The sequence below is a fragment of the Desulfurococcus sp. genome, from assembly GCA_026626905.1.
Classification (GTDB): Archaea; Thermoproteota; Thermoprotei_A; order Sulfolobales; family Desulfurococcaceae; genus Desulfurococcus.
Genome location: JAPNUX010000001.1, coordinates 103,868 through 128,730, shown reverse-complemented (window position 1 = coordinate 128,730; position 24,863 = coordinate 103,868). Strand labels below are relative to the sequence as shown.

Sequence of the window (24,863 nt, the reverse complement as noted above, 5' to 3'; positions counted from 1 at the left end):
GATGCCCGGCTTTGAAAAAACTAAGCTTTAAGATACCTCTACCAAAGTTATCCAAGACTGAGCGCGGAGAGAAAGCCGAAGTAAAGCCGAAGGAGATTACTACCCGCGGTATCACAGCACTTGAGGAGTCAGTTCAAGTTCTCCAAAGAGACCCCTCATGGCGTATCCTGGACTCATACTACATATACAAGCCTTTCGTTAAAGTCACGATTGCTGAGACACCTAAAGGACCAACATACTTCGTTGAAGAAATGGGGTTAGATGCAGAAGATAAAATAGTCTTGGAGAAGCTCTACGAGATACTCATGGATGAAATGAAGCCACCGCAGAGTAAAGAGGACTTTGCAGATCTAAGAGGCTATGTTTTCAGGGAGGTTAACAGGATTAGCGAGAAGTACCGCGAGAAGCTCGGCCTAGCTGGCACCAGGCGGTTAAAACTCATGTACTACATTGAGAGAAACTTGCTGGGATACGGGATCATAGATCCTCTCATGAGGGACCCCGAGATCGAGGATATATCATGCGATGGCGTCGGGGTACAAGTATTCGTCTGGCATCACAGATATGAGAGCATCCCCACTAACATAGTCTTCATCGATGAGGAGGCTTTAAACGAGCTGATAATGAAGATGGCTCACATGGCGGGCAAGCATATTAGTGTAGCATACCCTGTCCTAGACGCTATGCTCCCAGAGAAGCATCGTGTTGCAGCCACGTATGGGAGGGAAGTTAGCACTAAGGGCCCCACCTTCACAATACGTAAGTTCAGGGAGAAACCATTCAGCATTATAGAACTAGTGGAAGGAGGCAATATAGACACGCTTACAGCCAGCTACCTCTGGGTGCTACTAGAGCATGGGAAGACCTTTATGGTTGCGGGAGGCACGGGTACAGGAAAAACTACAATGCTTAATGCTCTCTCAATGTTCATCAAGCCTGGCATGAAGATCGTGACAATCGAGGATACCCCCGAGTTAAACCTGCCTCACGTGAACTGGGTTCAACTAACTAGCAGGGAGACGTATACTGTTGGAGCACAGAGTCTTGGCACAAGCGTTAAACTCTTCGATCTAGTCAAGTTAAGTTTAAGGTATAGACCAGACTACATTATCGTTGGAGAGGTTAGAGGCGAGGAGGCATTCGTGTTATTCCAGGCTATGGCTACAGGGCACAGCGGGGCTTCAACAATACACGCTGAAACCCTCGACTACGCTGTTAAACGATTAACAAGCCCCCCGATGAACATCCCACCAGCCTACATGGGTTTAATGAACGTCTTCATGCATATCCAGAGGGTTATAACAAGAGTTGAGAAGGGTGTTGTAAAGGTTAGAAGGAGGATTACAGTCGTCCAGGAGGTTGAAGGCTACGAGAAGTATAGAGTGATCACGAAGTGGGATCCTGCATCCGATACTCATGAAGTCCACCTAGAGAACAGTATTCATCTAGCAGATGTAGCAGCTAAGCGGGGCCTAGACCTAGAGGATGTAATCGAGGAGGTCAAGCGGAGGGCAGTAGTCTTAGAGTGGATGAAGGAGGAGGGGATTAGGGATGCATGGGATGTATCAAGAATCATATTCGACTACTACTATACGCCTAGCGAAGTCTACGAGCATGCAGTGAAACGTTTAAGCGAGATCAAGAGTACTAGTGCTGGGAAAGCAGCTTTCGAGACTAGCAGTAGAGTAGAGTGAGTCACGCGAATACTACCTCAAGCACTACTTTTACACCTCTTAAATCGTGTAGCTCTGTGAGAAGTGGTAGATCCTTATCTACAGCTCTCTTCAGCTCCTCCCCTCTACATTTACCAAAAATGCCTTTTCTACCCAGCTTCACGCGAACCACTAGTACACCATCTCTCTCCTCGACTGCCAACTCACCCGTCATCGTGCAACCGTAAAGTGATGCTGTATCACTGATAATATCTCTTAGATGCTTAAGGAAACCTCTCAGTGAATCCATATCTCGTTTTAATGGAGTGGTCTCAACCACCTTGGATTCAATGCTAGATGCCTTCTCGGGTGGTTGCGCTACAGTTGTTTTCTCCTCGGCCTCAGCGACTATTGCTGATAAACGACAGTTAAGGCCTGCAACTCTCAGATCAGCAATTAGATCCTCCAAGGCTACGTAGCCAGCTATTCTTCCACCACTAGTAATATACGTGTACGCAACAGACTTAACCACGCCTTCCTCTAAAAGTATCACGTAGCGTTTCTCATCGCTGTAGCATGAGAGAAGATAGCTTCCTTTCCCTAGCCTGGTCTTCAAGAGATCTAAGAGTACCTGGAGGTTTAGTGTTAAATCCTCAATGTACTTAGTCTTTAAAAGCAACTGGGCTTCTGTGAAAGCATCCCCTAGTAGCCCTAGGGATCCTCTATCGTATCTTACTCCATGTATCTCGGAGTACTCGCTCAAAACACGAGACACCATCTAAAGCTTTACTCTAACCCCTAAATCACCTATTAACTCACTCATCAACATCTTATAAGGACTCTACCAGAATTCTACTATTTGTGTACGGGGATTGCTCGGATGGCTAGTACACTAATTATTACGCACAGCGATATGGATGGTGTTGCATCAGCAGCACTATACGTGTACCTAGAGAAGCTTAGTGAATACAGAGTCTACTTTACAGAGCCTTATAGTCTTCACGAGACGTTAGAGAGAAACCTTAACGAGGGATTCGAGAGAATAGCAATAATGGATATAGGTGTTAACCCGCTTATATTCAATAGAGTAGTTAAGCTGCTAGGAGACTACGTGAGAAGAGGGGGGAGAGTATACTGGTTTGACCACCATGTTTGGAGTGAAGAATGGATCCAAAAAGTCAAGGAGCTAGGAGTCTCACTGTACCTTGATAAATCTACATGCGCAACTGGCGTCGTCTACAAGTACAGTAATCACGAGAATAGCTTCGAGGATGAAGTCTTTACATCAAACCTCGTTAACGGTGTCTGTGGAGGCGACTTATGGAGATTCGACCACTGGCTGAGCCCATTCTACATTAGGCTTGTAAGAAGAGGCGATAGCATTGAGTGGAAGATGAAAGTACTCAGCACCCTATCGAGAGGATTATACTGGGATGACTCCTTCAATGATAAGATTATTAAGGCTGTAGAAGCCGAGCTTAATGCTCTCAGAGAGGATCTAGTGAAGGTTTCACGAAACATCAACGGTATCACAGTATACATCTCCACGTCGAGAGATGACGTTGAAAACAGCTTCCTAGCGTCATACCTCATGTCGAGATTCAACGCTGACGTAGTAGTCATAGCTTCACCAGACGGTAAGTTAAGCTTTAGAAGTAGAGGGGTAAACGTAAGAGATATAGCAGTAGCACTCGGTGGCGGCGGGCATCCAGCAGCCTCGGGAGCTAAAATACAAGTACCATTAAGAGTAAGATTATTCTCGAGAATACACGAGAAGACGCTCCTAGAGTACGTAGCTGATAAAATAGCTGAGCATGCAAGCCTTCTAAAGTAATCTATAAGAGCCGTCAGCTGACATTTTAGTCAATACACTCAGGCCTGAATAACAGCATAAAACATTCACGTGTTTACCATAATACTTCTATGTGGGAAACCCTTCCCCCAGCATCTAAACCTAGTGAGAAGCTAGGAAAGAGTAGTTGCAAGTGCTCATCCAGCACTCCTAGCCCTTTCATTTACGTGGTGATTACTAGTCTCATTACGAGAGCCCTGTGAACTCCTTAGGTTCAACAAGAAATTGAATTCTCGGAGATCAGATCATCTAGTAGTGCTGCATGCAGAGTGGTTTAAGCAGTACTATCTCGCCGTCGCTATCCCTGTAGACTTCAACACAGCTCTCTTTAAGCTTTAATGCAACGATCGATGCTATTAACGCGTCAGCTAAATCCTTTGAGAGATCTATGTCTACAGTTAAACCCATTGTGCTAAGTAACTCGCTGAGACTACTGCAGCGGCTTGACTTTAAAGCACTTCCCGGATGAGTTTCTACAACTCTAATACCCACACCTCTGAGCTTTTCTGCAAGCCTCATGCCTCTCTTCGTTAGCGCTCTCATGCCCCTCCAGCCGGGTGGTAGAAGCCTGTATCCTTCCCTTAAGAGCTTTAAGTCTACTCTACGGTAGCTACTACCGTGCGGGGGTGTTAAAGGGGCATCTATAGCTATAATGTATGGCTTAAACTTCTCAATATAGTAGAGTAGGTCTTCGTCACCGTATAGTAGGCCTGCGTAGGCTACCCTAGGTGTAGCCAGCTGTTCCAGGATTACCAGACCGCTGGGATTTAATGGGCTTCCAGCTAAGTCTACGCCGGCGTATCTCACCATTTAACCTTCTCTCCTTTATCGAAGCCTATAGTCCTCCTGTACTCCTCGAATAATTCCTCGACAGTTGCAACCCACTTCTTCAGGTCTGCTGGCTTCGAAGGATACTTGTCTAGATGTAGCTCTGTTGCTTTCTTCATGTAGCTTCTAACAATTCTCAGCTGGTTTAGTAGTGACGGCCTGCCGAGAGCCTTAAGGATCGATAGTATCCCGTGGGTTATTCTCTCGCCGAGCTCGCCTTTAACACCTATATCGTATACGGATGCTCCATCCACCAGCCTATTCGATATAATCCACTCGAAGTCGCTGTTCGATAGTTTTTGAAGGTACATTCTAAGCACGTCTAGCCCAGCTTGTTTAGCTCCGTAAACCTGCATGTACTCTATGTTAGCCTCCCACATTGCCTCCTCGCTGACTGTTCCTAGCTCTAAAGCGTTACCCATGTGCTTTGCAACTATGTGTGCCGCTTCAAGCGATGACCCTTTTCCGCCTCCGTGCACTGGGTTCACTGTGTATGCCGCATCTCCTACAGTGCCAACATTCCTCCAGACTAGAGTTGGCATTGGCCTGCGGGTGGGTACTATTCCGCCGCCGGCATGTATTACTCTACCAGGGAACCGGGGCTTCAAGAATCTCTCGTAGTTGTGTCGTGGATTGTAGAGGTTGTTCCATATGACTCCAAGACCTAGGTTTATGATTCTACCATCCCTTGACTTAGGGAAGAGCCACCAGTATCCGCCGGGGGCTATCTCGGTATTCAAGTATATTACTGCGTAATCCCTGTCTTCATCTCTCACGACTCCATCATACTCTACTATCTCTCTATACGCTATATTGTAGTCGGTTGTATAGGGTCTCTCAGAGATAGGCCACTCCATGGGTAGCTTGCTTCTCAGCGCTGGTTTCGCCCCGCTCGCGTCAATGAAGGCTCTAGCCTTTAGCTCTATGCTTCCACCACTAGTCCTCCTAGCTAGGATGGATTTAACGCCTTCACTCCCGGCAACAACATCGTAGACTGAGTGCTCATCGTATAAGTCGACGCCTTTATCTAGAACCTGCTTTAAAAGCCACTGTCCGAACCTGATTCTATCGATGCTTACTCCTTCACCTGGAACAACTATCTCATGCCTCTCGCTAGGGCTATATATTTTGACGCCCTTATAGTAGTAGTCTATAACATTCTCCGGGAGTTTAAGCCCTATATGCTCGAAGTGGTGTACGCCTATCGCATCCCCACACGTCTTATCTCCTATCCTGCTGGCAGGCTTACTGTCAACGAGCGCAACTTTAAATCCCTTAGATGCAAGCACTAGCGAAGAGTATAATCCAGCCACACCAGCTCCAACAACTACTACATCATACATTCTACACCAACCCTCCTAATACTAGCCTTCTAAAAGAATATAAGTGTGTAGCATTAAGTAATCTACTCACTCCACTATAAGTGTGAAGAATGGAGTCCACTGTAAAAATCTACGGTAGGGTTCTCAGCAGCATGCCTTCAACTACAATGGGTTGGAGGTCTCTGAGCAGCTTCACAGCTGTCTCAAGCCTAGAGGCACTACTACTGTAGAGGGTTATCAGCGGGTCGCCCCTGTTGACTCTATATCCAACCTTAGCGTGCAGCTTTACACCTGCTCCTTTATCGAACGGGGCGCCGCACGCTCTTGCAATTAGTGTTATAGCTGTGTTATCAATATGTGTTACCGCCCCCTCCAGTGGAGATTTAAGCGTGTACGTGTGGGATCCAATGGGGATATCTTCTGGTTTTACATTCGGGTTTCCTCCCTGCGCTTCCACTATCTGCTTGAACTTCTCGTACGCTCTCCCTGAGAGGAAGACTTCTCGCGCAACGTCTTCGCCTTGACCAGGCTGCACCTTCCCGCTTAACTCTAAAACCTGGCCTGCGAGCAGGATAGCTTTATCAACGAGACTCCTGCTCCCCCTCCTCTCAATTAATGCTTCAAGAGCTTCTCTTGCTTCAAGAGCTGGACCAGCTGTAGTTCCAATTGGCTGCCCACCGTAAGTTAACACGATTCTCACAGATAAACCAAGCATCCCCGACTGCCTGATGAAAAGGCCTGCTAGTCTCTCAGCCTCAGTTAAATCCTTGATCTTCGCGCCGCGTCCAACCGGGATATCTATAACCAGCCTCTCAACCCCCATAGCGATCTTCTTGGAGAGTATGCTTGCCACCATCTGCTGCTCTGGATCTATTGCTATCCTCCTCTCCACGTTAACGAAGATGTCGTCAGCTGGCGCTAGGTTAAGTCTACCACCCCATGCCAGGACACCCTTAGTTTTCCTCACTACCTCTACTATCTCATTTATTGTAAGGTCGACTCTAGCTAGAACCTCCATAGTGTCAGCTGTACCAGCTGGGCTTGTTATAGCCCTGCTACTAGTCTTGGGTATGAGGAGGCCTGAAGCAGCTACTATGGGAACAGTGATCAAGGCAACCTTGCTGTTCCCTGGTACCCCGCCGATACTGTGTACATCGTACACTGTCTCCTCGAATGCAACTCTACTACCTGTCTCCACCATAGCTCTTATGAGATAGCTTAACTCTTCCTCACTAAGCTCTCTGTAAAGCTGGCTTACAAGGAATGCTGCTATCTCGGCCTCCCCGTAGACGCCGTCCACGACATCCTTTATAATACTCTTCATTTCATTCTCTGTTAGCTTCTCTCCTCTAAGCCTCTTCTTTAACGCATTAAAGCTGGCCGGCAACCCCACTGGCTTAACTCCAACTCTCTCTCCCTCTGGTACTTTGAGTAAAGATAGAGTGTTCTTGGTGAGAGCTATCACGCCTGGTGAAGTTATAGTCTTGCTAACCAGGACTACCGCGTAAACTGATCTCTCTCCAGCGGTAACTAAAACAACGTTGCTCGGTGAAACACCCAGCTCTGCAGCATCACTTTCATTCAATACTACGAGATTCCTCTGCAAATCTACATCTATTGATTTAACCTCGAAGAGCTTGGATTTACCTTCCGGCACACTAGCCAACTCTCATGCACCTTAAAGCTCGTAGGCAAGAGCATAAAGAATAAAACTAGGGGTGTATATAAACTTTGAACGGGGAGACTACCCAGCGGATCGATTACTCGCCAGGCTACTAGTAGCCTATCACAAAGGATTCACCGAACTTCCCTAACTCTACTTTCTCGCCGGGTTCTTTGTTTACCGGTATCACCCTAAGAGATAGAGGCCTAGACTTCACCATGCTGAGAGAGTAGGAGTCCATGATTAATCCTGCAAGCTTCTCGATATTCGAGGGTACAATGATCATATCCACGCCTGCTACACATGTTGAAGCATAACGTAGAAAGTCCCTTGCCTTCAACAGCCCGCTACCACCGTACTCCACTAGCACTGAGTCCTCAGCGTAAGGCAGCATTACTTCATTAAAACCTATGGCTCTAGAGTGATTCGAGTACTCTGCTATCAGCTTGTTCACAGTGTAGAGCGCGTAGTTGAAGCCTGGCTCGGTAACCTTAAAGCCAAGGGATTCCAGTAGCCCTGCAACACTCATCTCCATCCACGGAGAGAGACTATAGTCTATGAAGACTGGGAGGCCTAGTTTTACTTCAAGACTGCTGGCAATCACCTCGAACTCCTTGAACACTCTCTCTATATGAGCTGAAATACTGTTCAGGCTGCCAGCTTTAAGAGCCTCTGTATAGAGGAAGGCTAACCCAATACTCTTGAAGCCTCTACTAGATGAATCAGGGAAGTATGGTGTCATGAACGACTCGCTGTGGAAGCCTATGGATACTCTTGTAGCGTTAACCGGGTTTTCCTCGGCTACACTGTGAATAATCCTAGAGAAGTTGACTGCTTCATCTCTTGTAAAGTCATCGAGGCGGGGGAGGATTGGAGTATAGACTCCACTATTCGTTAAGTACTTGAAGTCATCTACGTGGAGGCTTCTTGGATTAATATACCCGGCGCTAACTAGTACATCCCTGCTAGCCAGGCTCGGCAGCTTTAAGATGTCACTTCTACTCAACTTGTACATGGAGATTCTTTTAGTGAAAACATTGAAGCCTAGCTCACGTATGATTTCAGAGGCTTCATCAAGAATCCTTAATCCATTCCAGTACTCTTCTCTAAAGTCCTGGCGTGAGTCAGCGAAGTAGGTGACTGCACGTACAACGATCTCCATTGGCTCACCAAATAATTATAAGTATCCGCTAAGCTTAAAGCTATTAATGGTGGTGTTAATGGTGTCGAGTCTTAAAGGAAGGCACTTCCTAACTCTAGCTGAGTACACTCGTGAAGAATTCTCTGCTATAATCGAGCTGGCTGCACAGTTAAAGCTAAGGTATCTTGCAGGCTAGAGGATAATACCACTCCTCCCCGGGCGCCACCTAGCAATGATATTCGAGAAGCCTAGTACTAGGACTAGAGTTAGCTTCGAGACAGCTATGAGGGAGCTTGGAGGAGACGCTATATACTTGAGTTCTAGCGAGCTACAGCTAGCTAGAGGCGAGACAATAGAGGATACAGCAAGAACTCTATCAAGGTATGTAGACGGTATAATGGCACGTGTCTACGAGCACGCCAAGCTCGAAAAACTCGCAGAGTATAGTAGAGTTCCTGTGATAAATGGTTTAAGCGACCTCCACCACCCAGCACAGGCTCTAAGCGATGTCTTCACAATCATAGAGAAGAAGGGAAGGGAGATCTCAAAGCTTAAGATAGTCTTCGTAGGCGATGGAGGAGATAACGTGCTTCACAGCCTCATGCTTGCTGTAGGGATACTGGGAGGCAGAATAGTTATCTCATCACCTAAAGGCTACGACCCTCATCCAAGCGTTGTAAAACTCTTCAGGGAGCATGCTGAGCCTAATGGAGGATCGTATGAAATAGAGAGAGACCCGTATAAAGCCGTGGAGAACGCGGACGTGGTATACACGGATGTATGGGTTAGCATGGGTCAAGAGAAGGAGAGAGAAAAAAGGATCAGGGATCTAGAGCCTTACAGGGTTACAGTGGATTTAATGAGCCGAGCGAAGCCTGATGCTATATTCATGCACTGCCTACCAGCTCATAGAGGGGAAGAGGTAGTAGATGAAGTCATCGACGGCAGGTGGAGTGTAGTCTGGGATCAAGCTGAGAACAGAAAGCATGCTCAAAAGGCTTTACTTGCCCTCATAATACCCTGAGATCAACTCCACAAAGCCTGGAGGATAGCATTTTTATTTGCATTCATCATTGACTTTAACGCTTGAGCTTAAAGGTGCTCGTCTATGAGTAGAGCTGCTTCAAGCTTTATCTACAGGGTGTACGGTTATCTCACTGCTAGACCACGCCTAGCTAAAGCTTTAACCTACGCTCTCCTCGCACTTATCGTGTTCAGTGGCGTCTACATCAGGTTCGCTCCATACTTCCTAAACGACTTCGAGTTCTTCGAGTTTGATAGCTACATAGAGTACTGGCAGGCACTCTACACGTACGAGAATGGCCCTCTATCCTGGTATACTTTAACAAGAGATAACCCCGCAACACACTTATTCTGGTATCCATGGGGAAGAGACTTCGTGCACACAAGCTATCCACTGCTACCAATGTGGATCGGGGCCACCTATCATCTAGTTGAGTGGACTGGGCTGACTCTAAAGGACTGGGCAGTTCTACAGCCCTTGATATTCAGCGCTGTGGGCATCATTGTAGCGTATCTAGCTGGGAGAGAGCTTTCAGGTGGTAGTAGAGTTGCCGGTCTAGCTACAGCTTCAGTTATAGCTGTGCTACCAGCTGCAATCGAGAGAACTGTAATCGGGTTTGTCGAGAAGGAGGGGATTTCGCTGGTCCCCTTAATGCTTTACATATACTTCTATAGTAAGCTCGCTAAATCCATGAGAGATGAATCCACTGGTGTAGGTAGGAGAGTAGCGTACATGCTTCTCGCAGGATTCTTCCTTGCTTTAGTTGGATGGCTGTGGGGAGGCTATGTATTCCTGCTTGGAACAGTTGTAGCCTTCATCATTTTATACCCGCTTCTAGCCAGGGAGTCCTCGATAAAGGAGTTCTTACCCTACCATATAGGTTTAGTTGCATCATCGATGATCATGGTTATTCCTTCACCTGCAAATGCATCAACTCTGGGTTTATACCCGTTTGAAATCAAGGGGTTAGGGTTCATGCTACTCGCGAGCCTAATGCTACCAGTAGTCTACCAGCTCCTAGCTGTAGAGTACAGGAGGCTGGGGTTGAAGAAGCCTCTTCTAACTAAGGGTAGGTACCTGATCCTCCTAGTAGTCTTCTTGATAGCTGGTGGTATAGCTGTCTCAGAAGGAGTTATACCGATAGGAGGAAGGCTCGCCTGGGCGCTGGGCTTAAGGTTCATTCCAGCCACACCTCTAGTTGAAAGTGTTGCCGAACATCAATCACCTCTCTCAAGTCTCAGTAGTTTTATCGGCATGCTGCACTCGTGGGGTGTCTACCCATGGCTGTTCTTTGCTTCGCCACTAGTCCTAGGGATCCTAGGAGCCTTATACCTAGTGTACAAGGGGGAGACTGGCGGGCTGTACGTGGCTGTTGGATTCCTCATAGCATTCTACTCGTACTTGAATGCAGCCTACATGATTGCTGCAGCCGCGTACATGGGCTCTGTGATCGTGGGGTTGATTCTAGATAGAATAGTAGGGTATCTGACGCCGAGCAGGCGGGAGCTCGAGGACTGGAGAAAAGGGAGAGTTAGGTATGGGCGGGCTAAAGGATACCGGTTGATAGCTCTACTCTTCGTGGTGCTAGCTGTAGCAAACATCATCTATGCAGGGTACATGGATTATACAGCTAACTCCAGCATGGTTTACACTCTGAAGTCTGGTTTAACAAGCCTACCATACTACAGTGATTCATGGTATAAGGCTCTAGACGCTATTAGGTCAACGCCAAACGGCTCACTAATCATTGCGTGGTGGGATTACGGTTACGGTATAACAGTCGGAGGAGGAAGAGCAAGTGCTGCTGATGGTGCAACACTCAATGAGACTCAAATCGGTATTATAGGGCTGATACTAACATCCATCAACACCAGTGAAGCAGTTGAGTTAGCTAGGCTACTCCAGCCTCCTGTAGGTAAAACCTACATAATGGTTATAGATGGCTTCGTGATCTCGAGCGACGGGAGTGTAATCTCTCCTGTCATAGCTGGTAGTATCCCAGGTTTAGTTGATATACCTAAGAGTATATGGATGATACGTATAGGAGACAGCGTAGTAGATATATTGAAGAGCGTGGGTGTTAACGTTTCGAGGAGAGATACCTCTAGGTACTTCTACGTGTATAGTCTAGGAGGTCAGAGTTCCCTTATATCACCAGCGTTCAATGAACCAGAAAGCATACCGCTACTCTACAAGCTTCTCGTAGATGGAGTAATGTACTGGGCTGAGCAGAACAATAAGACAAGTGTCTTCGAGTGGATTACTGGAAGCACAGGTACACTGGATTCAGCTACAGCATCCAGGATTAGAGAAAGCCTCGGCATTAACATTACAAGCTATATAATGGCGAGCTCTCTAGCAACACTGGAAACCAGGCCTCTAGCCAATGACACATATATCAAGCCGTACAGAGTGATCGTCGAGCCATTCGTGAACCCATACACAGGAACGCCACTGCAGGCTTCAACTATTGACGGTAAACCCGGCATTGTTTACAGCGTTATAGTATTATACGAGCTAAACATTCCACCTTAAATACCACTTATTTTAAACTTTTAATCATCAAAACTATTTAACTTCATCCTCAAGCTGGATCCACGGGGAACCCTCTCCTTTAAAAGAGTTCTATGCTTGAGTTAACTATTGGTGCCCCGGGGATGTTTAGGAGGAAGAGGGATCCTTTAAGAGTTTCTTTGGAGATGCTGCATAAGGTGAGAGTGCTAAGGGATAGAATAGATGTGCTTTACAATAGGGTTGAGGAGAGAAGAAAAGCTTTATTCGAGAGGCTAGTGGACCTGGAGTCCAAGGGGGAGAAGTACCTAGCTAAGAAGTACGCTGAAGAAGTATCCAAGCTAGATAAACTCCTCTCAAGGCTGTCGCTCGTTCAGCTAGTGCTCGAGAAGGTTGACTTAGCCTTACAGTACTCTATAAATATGAGGAAGTTCGCGGAGCTCGCCTCTGAAGTCAATGGGCTGGTTAAAGATCTATCAAAGATGCCGGAGTTCAATATACCTGACTTAAGCATGGTTTTCGTGGAGTTTGAAGGCCTTGTGAAAGAACTCGAGGATGCAAGTAGAACAGGCTCTCCAGTAAGCCTTGAGTACTCGCCTCCATTAGATGGCGACGTCAAGAAGATACTTGAGGAAGCTAGAGCTATAGTCAAGGAGAGATTGACAGACGAGCTGACCGCTTGAGAAGCCGTCTAGGAGGCTAGAACTGCAGGGTATACCTCCTATCCTCTCTCACTGTAGCGAAGCGTATCTTAAACTTGCCCAGCATCTCCACGAGATCTTCTGTCACCCTCTTTAAGAGCTCACCTGGTGAAACTATGATGTACTGGTTGAACTCCCTGTTAAGCAGGCTTGAGCCTATCGCGTAAGCGAGCATTTTATGTTGATCTGAGAGCGGGACACCAGGGTCTATAACCCATACACCGATAACCTCATCCTCTCCCTCAGCTATAACATCTGGTTGAAGAGGCTTAGCATAGCGGTTCTCGTATGCGTCATAACCTAGGCTTTCAAGCTTCTCTATGACCTCCTCAATGAGATGCTTCCTTGCTGGTGAAACTCTGGGTATGCCTATATACTTCTCTAGCTCGCCGTGCTCCTCTGGATTATAGAGAGTGTACCTCCCCCTGCCAACCCTGTAAAGGAATAGCTTCTCGGGGTCCTTGTATCTATCCTTACTGTTACTGTTAACGGAGACTAAGTCTATTTCAAAGTCCATGCTCATCTCGGATCTCGAGGGATCCTTCTCTCTAGCTTTAGAGACCAGCTCTTTACGCGTGAAGTAGGTTCTACCACTCCTGTAGAGCTCCTCAGCAGCTTCCTTCAGGAGAAGCCAGTTAGGCTTTCTCTCAACACCCTGCGAGTCCTCCTGGCTCAAGACGCCCACCACGTTTACCCGGGGGAACCCCGTGGATCCATGCTGCAATATCACGATGATTCATTTCCTTCAAAGCTTTTTATTATTTCTTCAACCACCATCATTACAGCTTTAGCGGCTTCTCCCTCAGGGTAAGCAAGCAGGTAGGGCTCCCCTCTATCTACAGCCTCATTTATCAATGGATCCAAAGGTATCTTGCCGAGGAGACGGGTTCCATACTTGCTTGCCAGGTACTCCCCGGTGCTTTTACCCAGTAGGTTGTGTACTGAACCGCATACAGGACACTTGAAGTAGCTCATGTTCTCTATTATACCAAGCAGCCTAATCTTGTTTCTTACAGCGAAGTTCACTGTCTTAGCCACTATGGTTTCAGTTAGAATGTTAGGGGCTGTGACTATTATAGCCCCGGATATATCGGGTATTGTCTGAGCAACGGTTATCGCTGCATCCCCTGTCCCCGGCGGCATATCGATTACCATGTAGTCTCCTTCACCCCATGAAACCTTGCTTAGTAGCTCTGTTATAGCCTTAGAGACCAATGGGCCACGCCATACAACTGGGAGATCCGGGGAATCCAGCATCAAGTTGATTGCAACTATTTTTACTCCACGCGGCCCTTCTACGGGGAGTATATTGCCATTCTCGTCAGCGTAGAGCCTCAGCTTCTGCACTCCCATCATTAATGGTATCGAGGAGCCGTGGATATCAGCGTCTAGTATGGCTACTCTCTTACCCTTAATGGCTAGCCCGAGAGCTATCGACGTGGAGACAAAGGTCTTGCCTACCCCGCCTTTACCGCTTAAGATTACAATCTTATACTTGTATCCTGCAAGCCTCTTCTTGGCTTCATCCACCAGCTTAAAAACTGGTGTTATGGGAGCTCTTCTCCCCTGTGAACTCATATAGTACACCACTAGACCACTAGCTCAGATGGCATTTCAGGAGTATCACGTAATCCTCTTTTATAGTTGTAGTAGGTCTACTGCTCGAGCTACCCTAGTGTTCAAGGAGGTGGAGACTTTAATCCTAGTTAACTACTAGGAGGGATCATCCACGGATATCCCGCCTGTATTCCAGGCGGCTTCGAGCTCTAGACTCCATCATAAAATATATCCCTTTGAATCATCCCAGAGTCTGAGGTGGTTTAAGTGGATATCGTGTGTAGCAGGGCACCTGGAAAGATTATACTCTTTGGCGAGCACTTTGTTGTAGGAGGCTACCCAGCGATAGGTGTTGCTGTAAGCCTCTACGCTAAGACATGCGTTAAGAGAGGAGATTTAAGAATCTACTCTAAGCAGCTTGGATTGATAGATGCCTCCAGCATGGAGGCTAAGCCTTTTTTAAGAGTGATCAGAGAGGTCTCGAGGAGATTTAAGTGCGGGGAGGAATTTACAGTATACGTTGACTCCGAGATACCACCTGGAGCTGGAATGGGCTCCTCAGCAGCCTTAAACGTCTCGCTTGCAAACTCCCTCCTCGAGGCATGCAGAGCCAGCTTCACAAGGGATGATGTTAACAGTATAGCGTACCTAGGGGAGGTTGAAGTCCACGGTAAACCCAGTGGCGTGGATAACGCGCTGTCAACTTACGGTGGATTCATGTACTACAAGCAGGGATTATTTAGAAGGCTTGATGTACAGATACCTGAGAACGTGGAGTTAATTGTAGCTGATACAGGCGTGAAGAGAAGCACAGGTGTTGTTGTACGAGAAGTCATCGAGAGGCGTGCGAGACTCGGGGTTATTGGAGATACTATCTACCAGCTGGCTGGATTAATAGTTGAGGAAGCACTCAGAGCACTTGAGAGCAGAGATATCGTAAAGCTCGGGGAACTTATGAGTGTTAACCAGGGGCTATTATTCTCGATGGGAGCCTCCTCATGGGTTAACGACTACCTAGTCCATAGAATGATTAATCTAGGAGCCTACGGAGCAAAGCTGAGTGGCGCGGGAAGAGGCGGGGTGGTTATAGGCTTAGCTCCAGCCGCAGTAAGCGAGGTGATTGCCAGCAGGCTCACCGGAGAAGGCTTCAAAGTCTACAGGGTTAAACCAGATTATAGTGGGGTAGTATTAGTGGATGAAGTTAACGTAGAGCCCGGTTAACACTTATGGTAGTAGATGCATGCTCCCTCTGTTAGAATTAAATACTCTCCTGAAGAGTTAACGATAAATAAGAGTAAAGAGAAAACTCTCATAGGCTGATACATCATGCTTCCAGAGAAACTGAGAAGCGGGAAGATAAGGCTCTACGTGACCCGCGAGGTACTAGAGAGACTCAACAATCTTCTCCTCGAGTCACTCCCCTCAATCTACAGCTATAACGATAGAATTAGGAGCGAGGGATACTATCTAAAGCCCGTGCACATAGTTTCAAGGAGGACCTCGATGGATTCAATAGTAAAGTACTACTATTACGGGAGATACTGGTATAAAATGGAGAAGAACGAAAATGGGAGGATAAAATGGATTTACCTTGGTAGAAGCAAGCCCTCGCAAAACCTGCCTGATCCCCCAGAAAACCCGCTGGAAGGCCTGGTTGTCAAGAAGATCGAGGATGAAAACACAATACTATTGATGTTCGCGAGCGAGGAGGTATTCCAGCGTCTCTACAGCAAGCTATTCGCACGGCAGCAGTCCTCGCAGGGCTAGCAGCCTAGCACCCATGTGAATCCGTCATCAATGTGAGGATCCTCTTTCGCCTGCTACAGCTTAAAGAGCACTTTTAAATCAAGACCAACTATATATTAGGATTACTGCAAGAGAACACTGGATGATGTGGTTTGAACCAGGAGTTAACACAGGATATACTCGAAGTAGCTGTTGGAGTCGCTTTAGTATACACGGTGCTGCTCTCAATTGGTTTAACCGGCTATGCAGTCTACAAGCCACGAAGATCCAGTGTTAAAACCAGCAACTACGAGATTGTCTTAGTCTCCAAGGCTGACGAGAGGGTTCAGAGAAGCCTCCTGGAATCCATAAGATATCATGTCGCAATGTTCGGCCACATAACACTCGTAGTAGATGAGGGAGCACCACTACTCAGCATGCTGCGATACCTTAAAGGTGTTAGATTAATAGTAGTACCCTCAAGCTATAGGAGGGATCTAGTCGGCAAGGGGAGAGCATTAAACTATTTCGTCGAGCACTTCGTCTCACCTGACAAGTGGTATGTTTTCATCGATGACGATAACTTGATTCTCGATGAATCATTCCTCTACGAGATACCATACTATGAGTCTAAGGGTTATGTAGCTGGAAACGGTGTTCTCCTGCCGAGGCCGGGGAGAAGTAAGATCTCGTATGCTATGGATTGGATCAGGTACATGGATGACCTAACACTCTACAGGTTTTTCACCGGGCTTCTAGGTAGGCCTCTTCTAGGCCTCCACGGAGAGCTACTAATAGTCAAGGGGTCTGTTTTAAAAGAGGTAGGTTTTAACACGAAAACACTCACAGAGGACTTCAGCTTCGCAATAGAGCTCGTGAAAAGGAAATACAAGACTTGGCAGTCTGCTACAAGAGTATCCATTAAAAGCCCGAACAGCCTCAAAGACTTAATGTTTCAGCGTGGACGATGGTTTAAGGGTATGATAATGGATATAAAGCGGTCGCCTGCACCCATGAAGCTTATAGTAGCCTTCAGGTCGTTTACATGGGTATTCAATCTCGCCGTCTCAATACTCCTCTTCCCAGTGCTAGTATACCTGGGGTTAGTGTGGTACATGCTACCCGGCAGCATATATTATCTAGCCACATATACGTACGGGGTAATTAGAAGCAGAGAGCCCTACCTACTCTTACTTATACCCCTCTTCGGACTCATAGAGGTGTCTTCGAGGATATATGGGCTTGTCGAAGTCAACGACTTCGTAGTAATAGATAAAAACTAGCACAGCCGTATGCCAGTGGAGGCGTAGAGGGAGAGCCTGTATTCTCGAGGACTCCTAGCTCTCAGAGCATGAAGCTTGGAATCTCAAGAATCATTTATATTCCAGCACAATAATTCATGCTCATGGGATACCAAATGACTTCAAGCAATCCATTTAAACTTAGATATGAGGATGTAACACTCTTCTTCGGGGCAGGAGTCCTCCGTGAAAAGCTTCCTGAGAATGTAAAAGGGTCTAGGAGAGCATTAATAGTTTCCAGTAAGAGTGCTGCGAAGGTTTCAGGCGCCTTAGATGCCATTATGGACTCTCTGAGGGAGGCTGGCGTAGAATACTTAGTGTATGACCGCGTGAAGCCAAACCCGTATACAAGCATCATAGATGAAGCTAGCAGGATGGCTCTGGAGAGCAAAGTAGACCTTATAATAGCTGCCGGCGGCGGGAGCGTCATAGATGTAGCCAAAATAGCTTCTATTACAGCTGTTACAGGCGCTAGTGCTGCAGACATACTGAGGAATCAAGGATTAGCCCTTAATTCCCCTCGTCTGCGTTTAATAGCTGTAAATCTAACCCATGGTACTGGAAGCGAAGTCGATAGGTATGCTGTAGCCACAATAGATGGAACCATAGAGAAGAGGGGAGTAGCTGTAAGATACCCTGATTTAGGATTCGATGACCCTCTATACACAAGGACTCTCAGCAGAGATCAAACAGTTTACACTAGCCTCGATGCATTCTACCACGCCTATGAATCTGCTACTTCACGTTACAGTAATCCTCTAACAGCAACACTAGCCAGAGAGGCGGTTGGTATTGTTACACGCTTCCTCCCCAGGGTTCTAAGAGACCCTGGAAACGTGGATTACAGGGAGAGGCTACTATACGCTTCAATGATAGCTGGTATAGCAATTGATCAATCCATGACTCACCTAGGCCATGCTATTGAGCATGCTTTCAGCGGACTCTACCCGGAGCTACCTCATGGAGCAGGCCTAGGTATTATAGGCCCGGCAGTAGTCTACTACACTCACAAAGCGGTTCCTGAGGCTTCAGCGCTAGTATTAAAGCCTCTTGCCCCTGGAGTCAAGCCTGTGAGCGGAGACGCTTGGAAAGCGTACACAGCTGTTAAAGGATTTCAGGAGTCCATAGGTTTTGACCAGAGATTAAGTGATTACGGCGTGGATAGAAGTGATGTAGAGAAGGCACTAGAATTCGCTATGAGAATGATCAATACCCGCTACACTTCAATACCATTCAAGGTGGACGTCGAGATCCTCAGGGATATCGTTGAGAGATCCCTTTAGAAGCGGCAGCCATAGCTTTCATTCTCCTAGCAAATTCTGCAAGTTTCTTCAACATGAATTCTTTCTCCCGGCTTCAAGCTTTAACTTCTTCTAGAGCACTCGCGAAGAACTCTATGGTTTTATCCACATTCTCCACTCTAACAGGGTATGGGACGCCGTCTTTGCCTCCATGAGCGTAAGCGTAGAGGAATGGATCCAGTGGTAGTGTCGTGGGATCCCTAAGTGAAGGCTTATAGCCGTAGATTAAGTCTGCAATTAAAGCTAGAGCTCTCACAGTTTCAGCTCCTACACCCGGTATCCTGAGTAGTTCATCGAACTCTAAGACTCCTCTTATCTTTAATTATTCAGCAATTCTTTCAACTAGCTTTAAGTTGGCTACAGGCCTATAGTACCTTGGGTAGAGTGTTGCAAGCCTCCTCTCCTCCACTCCGCTTACAAGCCCTCCACTAGACGTCCATGCCAAGATTGAAGGCTCACCTCTAAGACGCCTATTCACCTCCGCTAAACTCCTAACCAGTGATCCCGGGGGTGTTGATGAAGCTATTTCTATAATAGCTCTCCTAGCTTCTCTGCTCTCAGCATCAGCTAGGTTTAGAGAGGGCTCGACTCTAATTGAGGCTACACCTGTATGAGGCTCTATATTCGTTGTAAACGAGGAGCTCTCAGGAGGTTGAAGATGATATCTTCTAGCAATCTTTAAGCTAGGGTTCATTCCCTGCTGTACCACGAGAATCTTGCCATCATAGTCTACTATTAAGCCGTGGATATACAAGTTGTAGCCGTCCTGTAAGGCGACGCCATCGATCTTAGCGGCCATTCTACTCGCATCAACCACTCTTTCTTCATCCACTATGCTGCCTATAGCTTTAACCTCGCTGACCACAGCTCTTGAATCACTCCCCTTACCTCCTAGTACAGCAACCTCATTATCCTTCAGCATCCCTGGAGGAAAAGTGTTCTTCAAGACGTAGAGAACTATTGTTGTCGAGCCACTGCTATCCCAGTCCATGCCTATAACATTGCTGAAAGCTTGAAACCATAGCGGGTCAGATAACCTGTAGAGTAACTCTCTCGGCCCGTAAACCTCCACAATGTACCGGGCGATTAATCCCCCCAGCTTCTTCATTCTCTCGAGTAGAAAGTAGGGTACACGGCCATCATGTAGTGGGAGATCGGCTATCCCGCGAGTAGTCATTTGAGTACCCACGTGCTTACCGTAGTGTGCTAGACTCCTAAGATATAGTATCACTACCGGGCGCTTTAAACCATGCATTTAGTTTTAACCACTGGTTCCGAGGAAGAAGTGTAAAGAAGTGTATAGAAGGTGGTTAAAGAGAATCCTTCACCGACTTCTTGAATACTTCTAATCCTAGTTTAGCTTCCTCCTCACTTATCACTAAGGGTGGTATGAGTCTTATCGAGGATTTACCGCACGGCAGGAGCACGAGACCGTTCTTCAGTGCCTTAGTAATAATCTTATTTCTCAGAGCAGGTTCTGGTATCTTAGACTTCTTATCTCTAACTACTTCAACACCCCAAGCTAAACCTATACCTCTAACATCACCAATCTGCTCTACTCTATCCTTTAGCTCGCTCAACTCGTCTCTAAATAAGGGTTCCAGCCTCGCTACATGAGGGAGAAGCTTCTCGGTGACCTCTAGGGTCTTCAAGGCTGCTATTGATGCAAGCGCGTGCCCGCCGAAGGTGTTGCTGTGTATGCCTGGTTGCTTGAAGTCGAGGTCGCTTCTGAAGACTGTTGCACCTATTGGTACTGCGCCACCGCTGAGAGCTTTAGCCAGCGTTATGATATCAGGAGTAGTATTAAAGTGCTCTATTGCAAACATCCTGCCTGTTCTACCCAAGCCCATTTGAACCTCGTCTACCACTAGTAGTATACCATGCTTATCAGCAATCTTCTTCAACTCCCCGAAGAACATTCTAGGAGGCACGACATACCCGCCTTCACCCTGAATAGGCTCCGAGAATATTGCTGCGAATTCATCTGCCGGTGCAAGCTTATCGAAAACGTACTCCTCGATGAACTCTACAACCCTATTAACTAGCTCTTCAGGTTCCTCGTAGCCGTCAATATGCCACGGATTCCTGTACGGGTTGGGGTAAGGTACGTGGATTACACCATGCATCCATGGGAACGAGTGTTTCTTCTGGACGCTTTTACTAGCAGTTAACCCGAGAGACCCCATTGTTCTCCCATGGAATCCCCCGTAGAAGGCTATGAAGAGTTTTCTCCCGGTTGCATGTCTAGCTATCTTTATAGCGGCTTCATTAGCCTCAGTCCCGCTATTCGAGAAGAATACCTTTCTAGGGATCCTCCCTGGTGATATCTCAGCTAGCTTCTTAGCTAGCATAACCTGGTAGGGGTTGAAGAAATCTGTTCCAGCTGCGTGGGCAAGCCTGTCGAGTTGCTCTATGATGGCTTTTCTAACTTCCGGGTGTGTAGGGTAGCCTAGATTGTTTACTCCTATAGCACTAGAGAAGTCGAGATACCTGTTCCCGTCAACATCGTACAGCCATACACCTTCTCCTCTTTCAATAACAAGAGGTAGGTTCTCAGGGTCGTGTGTTGTTGTTGCAACGTACTTGAAGTGCTCTTCAATCCAGTAGACTGATTTACTGCCAGGTGAGCCGGGTTTCACTTTAACCTCAGGCTTCAATCTCTAACACCCTTAGCTTATATCCAGGTTGACGTATATATACTCTATCTATACGTATATAATATATTCAGGTAGCTACACTCACGCCTAGTAGTAAGCTACACTATCCTTAAATTAGGGTGTAAGATAAAATTATGAGACTAGGGATGAAGAAGGCCGTACTCTCGGATTGATGAAGAATCCCTTGAGTGCACCGACCTAGCTTTGTTAAGCATGAATACACTAATACTGCTATCAGCAGGAGTGTAAGTGCTAATACAACTAGATGTAGACGCAGTGAGCTAGGCTTCATCAAGCTAGTCTTACAGTACAGGTCTTCCAGTTGAGGAGTGCTAGTAGCCCTGCGAGGATTTCAAGGGCTTCTATGAGGGTTTCACTACGTATTCCCGGGACTCCTGCAGCAATTATGAGCGCTTTACTCGTCGACGCCTTAATAGAGGTTTCAGCAGAATCTCTATGAGGGTATACGTGGATAACTCTGCCTTTAGCATCAATCACCACGGGGATCCCTTGGGGGAGTCTCTCCTCGCCTCCACCTATAGGCTTGAAGGACTCGTAGCCTCTTGTAAGCCTTAAAGCCAGTGGTAGGCTTACAGCTTCTAGATCATACATGCCTATCGGCACCATGCTTCTCGCGCTAGCAATGTTTCCTGCATCTACTACCGGGTTTACTCTAGGGAACTCTCCTCGCAGGATTCTCCTGACTAGAGCCTCGCTACTAGGCCTAGTCTTCGTTGGATCCACACCTATTCTCCAGTAGAAGTCTCTATAGGCTCTTACACGGGGATCCTCCCTGAGAGTATTGAGTGATAGTGCCCGCTTTAAGTAATTAATTGTATCGCTTACTACTGGCTCTAGTATCTGTGCACTCAGAGTAGAGACTGCCGGCCCCCATGCTGCCGTGTAAGCTATTTTCACCCCTAGCTCTCGGGCATCATCCTCGATGACCACTAGGTTGTCTTCAACTATACTGCAGGTACTTGAAGTCAAAGTATTCCAGCCCTTACTGGGGGCCTCTACTCTTCTAAGAGTTCTTTAAGGTTCTCGGGGATCTCGGGTTTCTCCACTGGCTCATTCTCGTACAGCTGCTTTCTTAGAGCTTCCAGCTGCTCTACAGGTTTATCCATGTATTCAGCTGCTGTTATAATAGAGGCTTTCCTAGCTAGCGCGTAGTCAATGGCCTCTTTAATCTCCTCCTTATACTTAAGGTCTCTTAAGAGGTGGTGGTCTACTATTATTCTCTTTACACCTGAATCAATAATCTTCTTAAGGTTGCTTATACTCGCCTCTAAGCTCTTCTTCGAATACCTGTAGCCAAGCATGTATGTTAAAGGCCCATCCAAGATTACTGTCTCAGGCTTCTCCTCTAGAATGAAGCCTACATGCTCGTCGAGGCAGGGCCCTTCTACATCACTCGTGTAAACCACGCTGTTCTCCTTGTACTTAACGCTGACTTCAACAACATAGCCGAGCCTAGTGGTGGGCCCGTGAGGTACAGCCTGGCTTATTCTTATATTAGTCTCCCCGATTCTTAGAGCACTGCCTTCAGCTACACGTATATCCCTAGCTATAGGTTCAATAAGCTTTAGGAAAGTTGAGGCTCTAGCTCTCTGACTAGCATTAATGTTGCTGCGTGGATCCTTAACGAGCACTATTTTCCCATGGTATATGTCGACAGGGATTAAGAAGCCGGGGTCGTGGTGGTCGTAGTGGTAGTGTGTTATAATTATTATATCAGCTCTACGAGCCTTCTCCTCTATCAACCTTCCAGCTTCTACTAGACGGTCAATCTCTCTTGGATGAGGTGGTAGACCATAGCGGCGGGGGGCTAGGGAGACAGCTGGATCGATATGTATTCGAGCATCAGGAGTCTCTATGAAAGTAGACATGGATCTAACTCCCATGCTATCGAAAGCCAGAAGTTCAATCTTCAAACACGCCACCTAACTGGTAATAGATTACATGATGCTAATAAAGCGTTAGGCTATCTGCTTGAAGCGTTGGATCACGGTAAGCCTTCAGCAATCAACTGTAACAGCCTGTGAAGCCGTTAGATTAAATTTATTACTTCAGCAGCCTTATGAGTTTATAGCTGGCGTGGAGGCGTCTTACATTGGTCTTCCAGAATCCAATTGTAAAGGAGATCCTTGAGAAGTATAGGGTTCTATGGGCACTAGACCATGCATCCTCACTCATGGGATGGGATAGCGAGACATACATGCCTGAAGAAGGCTACAAGGATAGAGCTGTAGCTAGAGCTGAACTAGAGGTTCTCTCACAACAGCTACTATTGAGGCCTGAGTTCGTTGAGCTTGTTGAGAAAGCTGGGAGGTCAGAGGATTTAAACGAGTACGAGAGAGGAGTTGTGAGAACCCTGGAGAGATCAATTAGGATAGCTAAAGCTCTCCCTCCATGGCTGATTGCAGAGATGGCTAAGACAACACAGGAAGCCATGGTGGTCTGGAGGGAGGCTAAAGCTAAAAACGACTTCGAGAAGTTCAAGCCCTACCTGGAGAAAATATTTGATTTAAGCAGGAAGACAGCAGACTACCTGGGATGGGAGAAGCACCCCTACGATGCACTCCTAGACTTATACGAGGAGGGGTTAAGAACTAGTGACGTTGACTCAATACTCTCGAAGCTGGCTGGAGAATTAAAGAACCTGATAGATAAAGTGCTCTCAGAATCCAAGTACCCGAGAAGCCATCCACTTGAGAATGTAGAGTACGATAAGGGTAGAATGGAAGCCCTCAACAAGAAGATTCTAGAGCTGCTTGGATACCCGCTAGGTAAGAGGGCTAGGCTAGATGTATCAGCCCACCCCTTCACAATAGACATGGGTGTCTACGATGTAAGAATTACAACAAGGTATGAGGGCGTAGACTTCAAGAGAACAATGTACAGTGTCCTCCACGAGTTCGGCCATGCACTATACCAGCTGCAGATTGATCCAGCTCTCGCGTACACTCCAATAGGACGTGGAGTCAGCCTTGGTATCCATGAAAGCCAGAGTAGATTCTGTGAGAATATTATCGGTAGAAGCCGTGAGTTCACTGAACTCGTATACCCGGTTCTAAGAGAGCACTTAGAGTTCCTGAGAGACTACTCTGTGGACGACGTCTACTACTACTTTAACACCGTCCGCCCAAGCCTCATAAGAGTTGACGCCGACGAGGTAACATACAACATGCACATAGTGTTAAGAGCAAGGCTCGAGAAGCTAGTTATAGGAGGTGAAGTCAAGGTAGCCGAGCTACCCGAGTTATGGGATCAAGGCATGGAAGAGCTACTCGGAGTTAAGCCGAGGTCATTTAGTGAAGGAATACTTCAGGATATACACTGGAGTATGGGTAGTGTAGGATACTTCCCGACCTACACTCTAGGCAATCTTGTTTCAGCTCAGATAAAATACGCTATCTCAAGAGACATTGATCTCCATGATACAATACTAAACGGCAGGTTCAATGAAGTGCGTGAATGGCTGAGAGAAAAGATACATAAGTGGGGTGCTACATACCCACCTAAGGAGCTTCTAAGAAGAATGCTGGGCGACGAATACAACCCAGAATACTTCCTCAAATACATCAGGGAGAAGTATCTAGGCTAGCCGTCAAGCCAAACTTTTCTG

Annotated in this window: 19 protein-coding genes and 2 pseudogenes; 10 read left to right on the top strand and 11 right to left on the bottom strand. The window is 46.8% G+C overall.

What is annotated here, in order from left to right:
• Positions 1-11 precede the first annotated feature (11 nt).
• Complete coding sequence (locus OWQ48_00655; GenBank protein ID MCY0867731.1) at positions 12-1,694, top strand: type II/IV secretion system ATPase subunit; 1,683 nt, start codon at positions 12-14, stop codon at positions 1,692-1,694.
• Between the two features lies 1 nt (position 1,695).
• Here OWQ48_00655 and OWQ48_00650 read toward each other — a convergent pair whose 3' ends face one another.
• Positions 1,696-2,415 (bottom strand): hypothetical protein, encoded by a 720-nt coding sequence (locus OWQ48_00650; protein MCY0867730.1) that lies wholly within the window; start codon positions 2,413-2,415, stop codon positions 1,696-1,698.
• 117 nt (positions 2,416-2,532) lie between these two features.
• Between OWQ48_00650 and OWQ48_00645 the strand changes: the two genes are divergently transcribed.
• Positions 2,533-3,486, top strand: a complete 954-nt coding sequence (locus OWQ48_00645) for a DHHA1 domain-containing protein (protein ID MCY0867729.1) — start codon at positions 2,533-2,535, stop codon at positions 3,484-3,486.
• 267 nt (positions 3,487-3,753) lie between these two features.
• On the opposite strand, the gene OWQ48_00640 is transcribed toward OWQ48_00645, so the two are convergent.
• The 4 genes from OWQ48_00640 to OWQ48_00625 all read right to left on the bottom strand — a co-directional run bounded on the left by OWQ48_00640 (position 3,754) and on the right by OWQ48_00625 (position 8,479).
• Positions 3,754-4,314 (bottom strand): DUF429 domain-containing protein, encoded by a 561-nt coding sequence (locus OWQ48_00640; protein MCY0867728.1) that lies wholly within the window; start codon positions 4,312-4,314, stop codon positions 3,754-3,756.
• Positions 4,308-5,675 (bottom strand): NAD(P)/FAD-dependent oxidoreductase, encoded by a 1,368-nt coding sequence (locus tag OWQ48_00635; GenBank protein ID MCY0867727.1) that lies wholly within the window; start codon positions 5,673-5,675, stop codon positions 4,308-4,310. The genes OWQ48_00640 and OWQ48_00635 overlap by 7 nt, the downstream gene beginning before the upstream one ends.
• A gap of 109 nt (positions 5,676-5,784) precedes the next feature.
• Positions 5,785-7,311 carry an AMP phosphorylase gene (locus OWQ48_00630; GenBank protein MCY0867726.1) on the bottom strand — a complete coding sequence of 509 codons (1,527 nt, stop codon included), beginning with the start codon at positions 7,309-7,311 and terminating at the stop codon, positions 5,785-5,787.
• A 118-nt stretch (positions 7,312-7,429) separates the two neighbouring features.
• Positions 7,430-8,479, bottom strand: coding sequence for a DUF711 family protein (locus OWQ48_00625; GenBank protein ID MCY0867725.1), 1,050 nt, complete (start codon positions 8,477-8,479; stop codon positions 7,430-7,432).
• A 58-nt stretch (positions 8,480-8,537) separates the two neighbouring features.
• Here OWQ48_00625 and argF point away from each other — a divergent pair.
• The 3 genes and pseudogenes from argF to OWQ48_00610 all read left to right on the top strand — a co-directional run bounded on the left by argF (position 8,538) and on the right by OWQ48_00610 (position 12,676).
• Positions 8,538-9,482, top strand: a pseudogene (gene argF / locus OWQ48_00620) (ornithine carbamoyltransferase).
• An 84-nt stretch (positions 9,483-9,566) separates the two neighbouring features.
• A complete protein-coding gene (locus OWQ48_00615; protein MCY0867724.1) occupies positions 9,567-12,017 on the top strand; it encodes a peptide transporter in 2,451 nt (816 codons plus the stop codon).
• Between the two features lie 122 nt (positions 12,018-12,139).
• On the top strand, positions 12,140-12,676 hold the full coding sequence (locus OWQ48_00610) for a hypothetical protein (GenBank protein ID MCY0867723.1): 537 nt from the start codon (positions 12,140-12,142) through the stop codon (positions 12,674-12,676).
• 16 nt (positions 12,677-12,692) lie between these two features.
• On the opposite strand, the gene OWQ48_00605 is transcribed toward OWQ48_00610, so the two are convergent.
• The gene (locus OWQ48_00605) at positions 12,693-13,370 is read right to left on the bottom strand and encodes a hypothetical protein (protein ID MCY0867722.1); all 678 of its coding nucleotides are present in this window, start codon (positions 13,368-13,370) and stop codon (positions 12,693-12,695) included.
• 50 nt (positions 13,371-13,420) lie between these two features.
• Positions 13,421-14,272, bottom strand: coding sequence for an Mrp/NBP35 family ATP-binding protein (locus tag OWQ48_00600; protein ID MCY0867721.1), 852 nt, complete (start codon positions 14,270-14,272; stop codon positions 13,421-13,423).
• A gap of 246 nt (positions 14,273-14,518) precedes the next feature.
• Between OWQ48_00600 and mvk the strand changes: the two genes are divergently transcribed.
• The 4 genes from mvk to OWQ48_00580 all read left to right on the top strand — a co-directional run bounded on the left by mvk (position 14,519) and on the right by OWQ48_00580 (position 18,560).
• The gene (gene mvk, locus OWQ48_00595) at positions 14,519-15,472 is read left to right on the top strand and encodes a mevalonate kinase (GenBank protein MCY0867720.1); all 954 of its coding nucleotides are present in this window, start codon (positions 14,519-14,521) and stop codon (positions 15,470-15,472) included.
• A gap of 105 nt (positions 15,473-15,577) precedes the next feature.
• Entirely contained in the window at positions 15,578-16,018 is a 441-nt protein-coding gene (locus OWQ48_00590) for a hypothetical protein (protein MCY0867719.1), read from the top strand.
• 131 nt (positions 16,019-16,149) lie between these two features.
• Positions 16,150-17,259, top strand: a complete 1,110-nt coding sequence (locus tag OWQ48_00585; protein MCY0867718.1) for a glycosyltransferase family 2 protein — start codon at positions 16,150-16,152, stop codon at positions 17,257-17,259.
• A gap of 122 nt (positions 17,260-17,381) precedes the next feature.
• The gene (locus OWQ48_00580; protein MCY0867717.1) at positions 17,382-18,560 is read left to right on the top strand and encodes an iron-containing alcohol dehydrogenase; all 1,179 of its coding nucleotides are present in this window, start codon (positions 17,382-17,384) and stop codon (positions 18,558-18,560) included.
• A gap of 73 nt (positions 18,561-18,633) precedes the next feature.
• On the opposite strand, the pseudogene OWQ48_00575 reads toward OWQ48_00580, so the two are convergent.
• From OWQ48_00575 to OWQ48_00560, 4 genes and pseudogenes are all read right to left on the bottom strand, one after another.
• A pseudogene (locus tag OWQ48_00575) lies at positions 18,634-19,755 on the bottom strand (DUF763 domain-containing protein).
• 133 nt (positions 19,756-19,888) lie between these two features.
• Positions 19,889-21,235, bottom strand: coding sequence for an acetyl ornithine aminotransferase family protein (locus OWQ48_00570; GenBank protein ID MCY0867716.1), 1,347 nt, complete (start codon positions 21,233-21,235; stop codon positions 19,889-19,891).
• Positions 21,236-21,526: 291 nt separating this feature from the next.
• Positions 21,527-22,225 (bottom strand): phenylalanine--tRNA ligase beta subunit-related protein, encoded by a 699-nt coding sequence (locus OWQ48_00565; GenBank protein ID MCY0867715.1) that lies wholly within the window; start codon positions 22,223-22,225, stop codon positions 21,527-21,529.
• A 26-nt stretch (positions 22,226-22,251) separates the two neighbouring features.
• A complete protein-coding gene (locus OWQ48_00560; protein ID MCY0867714.1) occupies positions 22,252-23,178 on the bottom strand; it encodes an MBL fold metallo-hydrolase in 927 nt (308 codons plus the stop codon).
• A 170-nt stretch (positions 23,179-23,348) separates the two neighbouring features.
• Between OWQ48_00560 and OWQ48_00555 the strand changes: the two genes are divergently transcribed.
• The gene (locus OWQ48_00555; GenBank protein MCY0867713.1) at positions 23,349-24,842 is read left to right on the top strand and encodes a carboxypeptidase M32; all 1,494 of its coding nucleotides are present in this window, start codon (positions 23,349-23,351) and stop codon (positions 24,840-24,842) included.
• Positions 24,843-24,863: the final 21 nt, after the last annotated feature.